Origin of the sequence: Parasynechococcus sp. (genome assembly GCF_042954325.1) — a bacterium.
Classification (GTDB): domain Bacteria; phylum Cyanobacteriota; class Cyanobacteriia; order PCC-6307; family Cyanobiaceae; genus Parasynechococcus.
In genome coordinates this window covers 1-8,098 of sequence record NZ_JBGKDS010000094.1, presented here as the reverse complement: position 1 = coordinate 8,098, position 8,098 = coordinate 1, and the positions used below count along the sequence as shown (strand labels likewise).

General features: G+C 54.7%; 7 protein-coding genes, 1 tRNA gene and 1 other RNA gene. 5 read left to right on the top strand and 4 right to left on the bottom strand.

What is annotated here, in order from left to right:
* From ACGVKB_RS11585 to ACGVKB_RS11575, 3 genes are all read left to right on the top strand, one after another.
* The coding region (locus ACGVKB_RS11585) for a hypothetical protein (RefSeq protein ID WP_392351887.1) at positions 1–150 on the top strand (150 nt) is incomplete at its 5' end.
* A 68-nt stretch (positions 151–218) separates the two neighbouring features.
* Complete coding sequence (locus ACGVKB_RS11580) at positions 219–2,741, top strand: glycogen/starch/alpha-glucan phosphorylase (protein WP_392351886.1); 2,523 nt, start codon at positions 219–221, stop codon at positions 2,739–2,741.
* On the top strand, positions 2,741–3,817 hold the full coding sequence (locus ACGVKB_RS11575; RefSeq protein ID WP_392351885.1) for an acetate/propionate family kinase: 1,077 nt from the start codon (positions 2,741–2,743) through the stop codon (positions 3,815–3,817). The genes ACGVKB_RS11580 and ACGVKB_RS11575 overlap by 1 nt, the downstream gene beginning before the upstream one ends.
* Here ACGVKB_RS11575 and ACGVKB_RS11570 read toward each other — a convergent pair.
* Positions 3,800–4,273, bottom strand: a complete 474-nt coding sequence (locus ACGVKB_RS11570; protein WP_392351884.1) for a hypothetical protein — start codon at positions 4,271–4,273, stop codon at positions 3,800–3,802. The genes ACGVKB_RS11575 and ACGVKB_RS11570 overlap by 18 nt on opposite strands.
* A 37-nt stretch (positions 4,274–4,310) precedes the next feature.
* Complete coding sequence (locus tag ACGVKB_RS11565) at positions 4,311–4,637, bottom strand: hypothetical protein (RefSeq protein ID WP_392351883.1); 327 nt, start codon at positions 4,635–4,637, stop codon at positions 4,311–4,313.
* A gap of 482 nt (positions 4,638–5,119) precedes the next feature.
* On the opposite strand from ACGVKB_RS11565, the gene ACGVKB_RS11560 reads away from it, so the two are divergent.
* Positions 5,120–7,015 carry a serine hydrolase gene (locus tag ACGVKB_RS11560; protein ID WP_392351882.1) on the top strand — a complete coding sequence of 632 codons (1,896 nt, stop codon included), beginning with the start codon at positions 5,120–5,122 and terminating at the stop codon, positions 7,013–7,015.
* A gap of 55 nt (positions 7,016–7,070) precedes the next feature.
* Here the strand turns inward: ACGVKB_RS11560 and ACGVKB_RS11555 are convergent, their stop codons facing one another.
* Both ACGVKB_RS11555 and ACGVKB_RS11550 read right to left on the bottom strand, forming a co-directional pair.
* Positions 7,071–7,280 carry a hypothetical protein gene (locus ACGVKB_RS11555; protein ID WP_392351881.1) on the bottom strand — a complete coding sequence of 70 codons (210 nt, stop codon included), beginning with the start codon at positions 7,278–7,280 and terminating at the stop codon, positions 7,071–7,073.
* 524 nt (positions 7,281–7,804) lie between these two features.
* Positions 7,805–7,878: transfer RNA gene (locus tag ACGVKB_RS11550), tRNA-Arg, on the bottom strand.
* A gap of 38 nt (positions 7,879–7,916) precedes the next feature.
* Here ACGVKB_RS11550 and rnpB point away from each other — a divergent pair.
* Positions 7,917–8,098, top strand: an RNA gene (rnpB, locus tag ACGVKB_RS11545) — RNase P RNA component class A; the annotation flags it as partial.

Sequence of the window (8,098 nt, the reverse complement as noted above, 5' to 3'; positions counted from 1 at the left end):
ATTGACCGCGTGGAAACCCTTGGTTCCAGGGCCGCTCACCTCAAGGAGCGGATGAAGGATGAGATCCAAAAGCATCGCGCCTATGCCTTCACCCACGGCATGGATGCTCCGGAAATCAACAACTGGCGGTGGACATTCGGCCAGAGCTGATCAGCATCGGTTCAGGACTCCACCTCTCTGGGGGGGGAGTTGTTCTTTCCCCCCCGCTTTCTGTCGACATGACAAGCTCACAACCCTTCGATCTGCACCTCCCAACTCCCGGGTGCTACGCCGACCCTGAACGGGCTGGCCTTGATGCCAAGGGTGTGTTGGACGGCATGACCGAGCACCTGTTCTTCACGCTCGGAAAGCTGGCGCCAACGGCGAGTCGCCATGACCTTTACATGGCTCTGAGCTACGCGGTGCGCGACCGCTTGATGATGCGATATCTGGCGACGATGGAAGCGATGCGGGCCCACCCGCAGAAAAATGTCGCGTACCTTTCCGCGGAATTCCTGATCGGCCCGCAGCTCAACAACAACCTGCTCAACCTCGGCATCCAGAAGGAAGCGGAAGAGGCCCTGAGCAAGTTCGGCATCGAATCGCTCCAGCAAATTCTGGAGGTGGAGGAAGAACCGGGGCTGGGCAACGGTGGACTGGGTCGCCTGGCCGCCTGTTACATGGAGTCCCTGGCCAGCCTCAAGATTCCCGCCACCGGCTACGGAATCCGCTACGAATTCGGCATTTTTGACCAACTCATCCGCGATGGATGGCAGGTGGAGATCACCGACAAATGGCTCAAGGGTGGCTGGCCCTGGGAGCTCCCCCAACCCGATGAGGCCTGCTTTGTCGGCTTTGGTGGTCGCACCGAGAGCTATATCGACGACAAAGGGAATTACCGCTCACGTTGGATTCCCGCCGAACATGCCATCGGCATCCCCCACGATGTGCCGGTCCTGGGGTACCGCGTCAACATCTGTGATCGGCTGCGGCTCTGGCGTGCTGATGCCACCGAAAGCTTTGACTTCTACGCCTTCAACATCGGCGATTACTACGGCGCGGTGGAAGAAAAGGTTGGCAGTGAAACGCTCTCCAAAGTGCTGTATCCCAACGACGGCACCGATGAAGGGCGTCGGCTGCGGCTGAAGCAGCAGCACTTCTTCGTGAGCTGCTCCCTGCAGGACATGCTGCGCAGCCTGGACAACCGGGGCTTGGCGGTTGAGGACTTCCCCAACTACTGGACCGTCCAACTCAATGACACCCACCCGGCCATCGCCGTGGCGGAGCTGATGCGGTTGCTGATCGACGATCGCCACATGGAATGGGACAAGGCCTGGGACATCACCTCCCGTTCCGTGGCTTACACCAACCACACCCTGCTGCCGGAAGCCCTGGAGAAGTGGGGCCTCGATCTCTTCAGCAGCCTGCTGCCACGCCACCTGGAGCTGATTTACGAAATCAACCGGCGCTTCCTTCAACAGGTGCGTCTGCGCTACCCCGGCAATGATGCGATTCAGCGCAAGCTGTCGATCATCGATGAAGAGGGCAGCAAGGCCGTGCGCATGGCCCACCTGGCCACTATCGGAGCCCACCATGTGAACGGCGTCGCCGCCCTGCACTCCGAACTGGTCAAAACCGACCTGCTGCCCGAATTTGCCGAGCTCTGGCCCGAGAAATTCACCAATGTCACCAATGGCGTGACCCCACGGCGTTGGGTTGCCCTCGCCAACCCCGAACTGTCCTCCTTGCTGGATGAGCATGTCGGACCGGACTGGATCTCCAACATGGAGAACCTCCGCAAACTCGAGGAGCGCCAGAACGACTCTGGATTCCTTGAGCAATGGGGCAGCACGAAGCTATCGGTGAAACGCAAACTGTCCAGTTACATCCATCGCAACACCGGCGTTCTCGTTGACCCCTCCAGCCTGTTTGACGTGCAGGTCAAACGCATCCATGAGTACAAGCGGCAGCACCTGAATGCCCTGCAGGTCATCACGCAATACCTGCGCATCAAGAACGGCCAGGGTGATGGCATGGCTCCCCGCACCGTGATTTTTGGTGGTAAGGCGGCACCTGGCTATTACATGGCCAAATTGATCATCCGTTTCATCAATGGCATTGCCGAAACCATCAATGCTGATCCGGATATGGATGGTCGGCTGCGGGTGGTCTTTCTGCCCGACTACAACGTGAAACTGGGCGAGCAGGTTTACCCCGCATCCGATCTGTCTGAGCAGATTTCTACCGCCGGCAAGGAAGCCTCCGGCACCGGAAACATGAAGTTCGCGATGAACGGTGCGCTCACCATCGGCACCCTGGATGGCGCCAATGTGGAAATCCGTGAGCTGGTGGGAGCTGAAAACTTCTTCCTGTTCGGCAAGACCGTCGATGAAATTCAAGCCCTGTCCAATGCGGGCTATCGCCCCATGGATGTGATTGAAAGGCTGCCTGAACTCCAGGAGGCACTACGCCTGATTGAACTGGGTCATTTCAGCAACGGAGATGGGGAGCTGTTCCGACCTCTGCTGGACAACCTCATGGGCAAGGATCCGTTCTTCGTGATGGCGGATTACGCGGATTACGTCCAAGCCCAGGAAGCTGTCAGCCGGGCCTGGACCGATCGCATGCACTGGAACCGAATGTCCGTGCTCAACACCGCACGAACCGGTTTCTTCTCGTCCGATCGCTCCATCGCGGAATACTGCAACAACATCTGGAACGTCGAGCCTCTCAATGTGGAGATCAACTGCGACATCCGCTGATGGCGGAGCACGTCCTTGTCATCAATCTGGGTAGTTCCAGTCTTAAAGCGGCTGTTGTGGATTCCACAGGGGCCGCGGTATGGCAAGGCAACCGCAAACGGAGACCAGAGGAGTCCATCAGTGCCGTCTTGGATCACTGGCTGGCGCCAGAGTTGGACCATCATCGTCAGCACATCCAGCGCATTGGCCATCGGGTGGTGCATGGAGGCGAACACTTCACGGCCACAACGCTGATCACGGCGGACCTGGTCGAGCAACTGCAAGCCCTGATCCCGCTCGCCCCCCTGCATAACCCACCGGCCCTGGCCGGGGTGACCTGGGCTCAACGTTGGGCACCGGACCTGCCGCAATGGATCTGCTTCGATACGGCCTTTCACAGCACATTGCCGGAAGCCGCCCGAACCTACGCCCTCCCCAAGGATCTCCGCCAACAGGGGCTTCGCCGGTATGGCTTCCACGGAATCAACCACCAACATGTCGCGGAACAGGTCAGCAAACACTGGCGCCAGCAGGGCCGTGACCCATCCCAGCTGCGTCTGATCAGCGCCCATCTCGGTGCCGGCGCCTCACTGGCAGCGGTGAAAGGCGGTGAGTGCATTGACACCACCATGGGCTTCACCCCACTGGAGGGTCTGGTCATGGAAACGCGTTCGGGAAGCATCGATCCAGGACTGATCCTTGAACTGATCCGTCAGGGATACAGCGAGGCGGACCTCAGCGGCGTGCTGCAGAGCGAATCAGGAATGAAAGGTCTGTCCGGTCTCAGCGGAGACATGCTCGAAATCCGCCACGCAGCCCGAAGCAACCACCCCGGAGCATCACTGGCGCTATGTGTCTATCGCCATCGGCTGCTGCAACAAGTGGGCGCAATGGCCGCCAGCCTGAAGGGTTTGGATGTGCTTGCCCTGACGGGAGGGATCGGCGAGCACGATCAAGATCTACGCAACGAACTCAACGAGGCACTGGGCTGGTTGGCACCATTCGAGCTTGTGGTCATCACCGCCGATGAAGAAGGAATGATTGCCCGGCTCTGCCAGCGTCAAGGCGATGCCGGACGTTTAAGTCCGGTCGGGTAAGTCGGGCGTTTGATGCAGAAGGCGATTCAGCCTTAGACGGTCGATGTTGAGGGGATCCGGCGCCAGCTCACCGGCGAGTTCACGGAACTTCTGTTCGATTTCTTCCGGCACACGGACATCAAACACCCGTTCCATCAGGGCTTCGATGGAAAAAAGATGGGCGTTGATGTTCTCGAGATCAGCCATGGCCTGATGGATGGCGTCAGGGCTGGACTCCTCATTGGCATCACCCACCGACAAAACGGCGTCGGATCCAGGGACGTCCGCAACGGTCCGTCTCGGACCATGCTGCTTTTGCAACTCCTCGAGCACGCGACCCGAGAGGGTACGGAAGGACTGCAGTGCAGCCCAATTGAGCTCCTGCTGATGTCGCAAGGTTGGGAACTCGCGGATCAGACGGTCATGTTCCCGATAGAACCGCTGACAGTCCGGGCATTGGCAGGGCTCTTCCGGCACCGCGATCCCACTAACTCATGCAACATCATGGCACTCCTCAGGCCGCGAGAGGCCCTTCGGGACGTTCAGGATCGGATTCGTCCTCATCAATCGTGCCGGGCAGAGGGATCTCAATGGATGAGACAACACCGATGACATCGCGGAGCCGCATCGAATCGGCGAACCAGCCCATCGCCTGCTCGGTGTCACCACGGCGTTCAGCGTCGGTGGCTTGATCCTCATGGGCTTCAGCCAGAAGGGCCAACCAACAGAGGCAGCGAGCCTGCACCACCGACAAGTCGAGATCAGCTGGCTGTGAATCGGCGATCCGCTCGCTTTCCTGCTGAACCAGAAGTCGCAGGCGAAGGTCGTGAAGCTGGGTCATGGACAGCAGCCCGATTCATGTAACCCTAGCCATGGTCTAGGAAGTAGCCACCCCACCAGATGTAGTGGATGCGACGAACAGCTACGGAGCTGGCGGGACTCGAACCCACGACCTACGGTTTTGGCAATGACTAAAGGGATGAACGACGCGAGTCGTCAGACACTGATTTCGCCAAGAATCAGGGGTTTTCGGTGAATCGCTCAACCACACAAGGCCAGCAACAAGAATGAAATCAGATACCACCCCATTCACAGGCAAGGCTGCTTAGCGCGCCTGAAAGACACACAAAGCGCCAAGCAGAGGCAACCAAAACTTTTGCGCAAAAATCATTCAAATAAAGACGACGCGCTAAAAGGGGCCTTCAGAGCAGATAGCAGGCAAATAATTTAGGCAGCCTTAAAAACCCAACCCTCCAAGGAGCGAGAAGCTAGTCATAGAGAAGACGGGATTCTTTTGACATGACATATCCAATCGTAGACACGATGGCCAAAGCCCTGCTCGATGAATTTGGGGATCACTCGATAAGCCTAGCCATTTCCTACATGGGCGACTTGATATACAGCAAAGGATTTGGCCATATCAATACAGGCGCAACAATTCCCACAAGAACAGAGACACAATACAGAATTGCCAGTGTCAGCAAGCCGATAACTTCAACAGCCATTCATATCTTGATTGAGCAAGGAGCAATCGACTACAAAGATTTGGTTTTTGGCACAGATGGAATCCTGAGCCTTCCTGGCCTAAGCCAGGAATCATTGCAGGCAGTTCAAAACATTACCGTCGACCAGCTACTACTGCATAGCAGCGGACTTACACGTTCAACTCATCACACCACGAATGTACCTATTTTCGAGGAAACTGGCGAATTCATAGAGCACGTCATAAACAAAACACCCAAACTTGATTTTAAACCCGGCAGCCAATACTCCTATTCCAACATTGGCTATATCTTACTTGCTGAAATCATCACGCAAGTGTCAGGCAAAGACTATCCGGATTTTGTCGCAGATGAAATACTTAAGCCGCTTGGGATTAAGTCAATAGTGCCAGGAGATGAAAATCAGTTTGCGGATAACGAAGTCACTGATTACCAGAGCATTCACAACAAGGGACATCAAGCAGTTGACAGCAGGTATTACCAAATGGAGCCAAATCTCGGAGCAGGGGGTTGGGTGGCTTCACCGGAAGCTCTTCTTGAGTTTGTATCGGCGGTAAAAGGTCATTCCGAAATCAAAATCCTCAAAAAAGACACGATTGACAACATGCTTAGCCCCGAAGGCCCTGACCCTTCTATGGCACGCGGATGGCAAGTGTGGCCTGGCCAGATTAGCCATACAGGCACTCTTGAAGGACAAGGTTCATTTCTTGTTAGCTTGGACAACGGTATTTCTTATGCTGTTATTGCAAATCGCAGTGGTTGGCAATGGAATCCGAGCACTCAAGAAGGAACTGATTCCTATAGATCCAAACTTGGAGCATTCGGCGAGAAAGCTGTAGCCGCTGTTTCCAACTTATATTTCGAAGCTAACCCCTTAGAAACCAACGAAGTCACTGACACAAACGACTCCACCCCCAGCCCAGACAATGAGGAAGTCACAACAGCCGAGTCCGAGCCACTAGCAATTGAAAGCCATGGAAATATTCACTTGCTTCAGGGAGATTGGAAATTAGCATTTGCAAGACATCGAGGAACAGACGCCTTGATTTCCATTACCGACAAGAGACGAAACCAGTACGCGACGAAAGAAGGAAGCTGGGAAATGCTAGCGATTGATGGCACAGAGAATAAGGCCGAGATCCTGTGGCTGCACAGCCCAAGGGGAAACACCGCAAGACTAAAAGTATATCCCTACAGATTAAAGAGCAATAAGCGCTTAGGAAGTTTTTTCGTTGAAACATCAAGCAGACCCCTTGATTCCTACGAACTCGATTCCATTGGCGCTCAAAAACTACAAGAAGAATACGGACTGAGTGATACCCCTCCAAGAGACACAACTAAAGAGATCAAGGGCTCTTTAGAAAGAGACCGATTAAACGGAACACAAAGTGATGATAAATTACTTGGATACGAGTCAGCCGATCAAATCAATGGCAGGGGTGGAGACGACCTGATCGACCCTGGGCTATCAACAGAAAAAGCCTTTGACAAGGTCAAAGGTGGATCCGGATCAGACACATTTATAGTCAAAGATGGATACCACCTACTGATCAGCGACTTCGAGCCCAAAGAAGACATCCTGGACTTTTCAGGAATTCAAGATAGATACAGCTGGGAACCCGGAGGAAAGTCAACTACTATTTTTGACACTGATGGCAATATCTTGGCAAAGCTAACATCAGCCTACAATCAAGATGCAGTCAACATTGTGACGTAGAAGAGGCCCACGCAACACCGCTAATTCTAGAAGCTAAACCAGGATAAACCCATTTTCAGCCATAACAAAAATTTGCCGCCCCAGGCCAATAAAAGTCTTGAGCCCAATTCAAGCCCCAGCTGCTGAGTTTCGCAATATTGACCGCCAATCCGGAATCAATTCCAAAAGCCCGAAAGAGACTTTCAATCAGTGGCAAACATATGCCAATCAATTCATCAAGCAAGTCAGAGAATTTCGGCCAACTTGAGGGCAGGCGCCAGCCCACCAAAGGAACGCACTCTCATACCGCTTCATAAAACTGGCTCAGCCATAAATTACTATTCCAACAAGTGATCCAGATCTCCAAAGGAGTGGCCAGGCGAAAACAACTTCGAGACCAACAAAAACCGATCGCAAACCGACATCTCATCGAGAAATCCAGAATCCGTCACAGAGCACATCATGAAATCAATTCAGATCGTTGTGTTCCAACAGAGGGTTAAAACTCCTTGGACAAAGCTGATGCCTCTGCAGCCTTCTCTTGAGAAAAAAGAAGGAACTGACCTCTCCTGATTGAGCTCAGATTGATAGGGGAAGCTGACACTTGAGGAGCATCGTTGCCATCAACCGATGCAACATCCAGGCAAATCCAGCGTGACCCCACCCCGCTTCCGCTTCCGATCAACGGTCTGACATACCAACCAAGGACCCTGAGGGCACTGCTGCAGGGCAGAGACGCACTTCACGATGGCGACGTAAGGCACGAAAATCCATTGCCCACATGGACTGCAGGGCAATGGATCTGACTCACGGGGCTGGCGGGACTCGAACCCACGACCTACGGTTTAGGAAACCGTCGCTCTATCCGGCTGAGCTACAGCCCCATCAAAGGAATTATGCCCACGGGGCATGATGGACGCTGAAAGCAGGCGAGGTGGTTGCAACCGGATCGATTGATCCGTTTGAGGAAAGTCCGGGCTCCCTGATGGCCAGGCTTGCTGGGTAACGCCCAGTGCGGGTGACCGTGAGGAGAGTGCCACAGAAACACACCGCCGATGGCCGGTTCGCCGGCACAGGCAAGGGTGCAAAGGTGCGGTAAGAGCG

Excerpts from the sequence above, each read along its gene's own strand:
- ACGVKB_RS11575 (WP_392351885.1), top strand. The coding sequence starts at position 2,741 with ATGGCGGAGCACGTCCTTGTCATCAATCTGGGTAGTTCCAGTCTTAAA.
- ACGVKB_RS11565 (WP_392351883.1), bottom strand. The coding sequence starts at position 4,637 with ATGACCCAGCTTCACGACCTTCGCCTGCGACTTCTGGTTCAGCAGGAA.
- ACGVKB_RS11560 (WP_392351882.1), top strand. The coding sequence starts at position 5,120 with ATGGCCAAAGCCCTGCTCGATGAATTTGGGGATCACTCGATAAGCCTA.
- ACGVKB_RS11580 (WP_392351886.1), top strand. The coding sequence starts at position 219 with ATGACAAGCTCACAACCCTTCGATCTGCACCTCCCAACTCCCGGGTGC.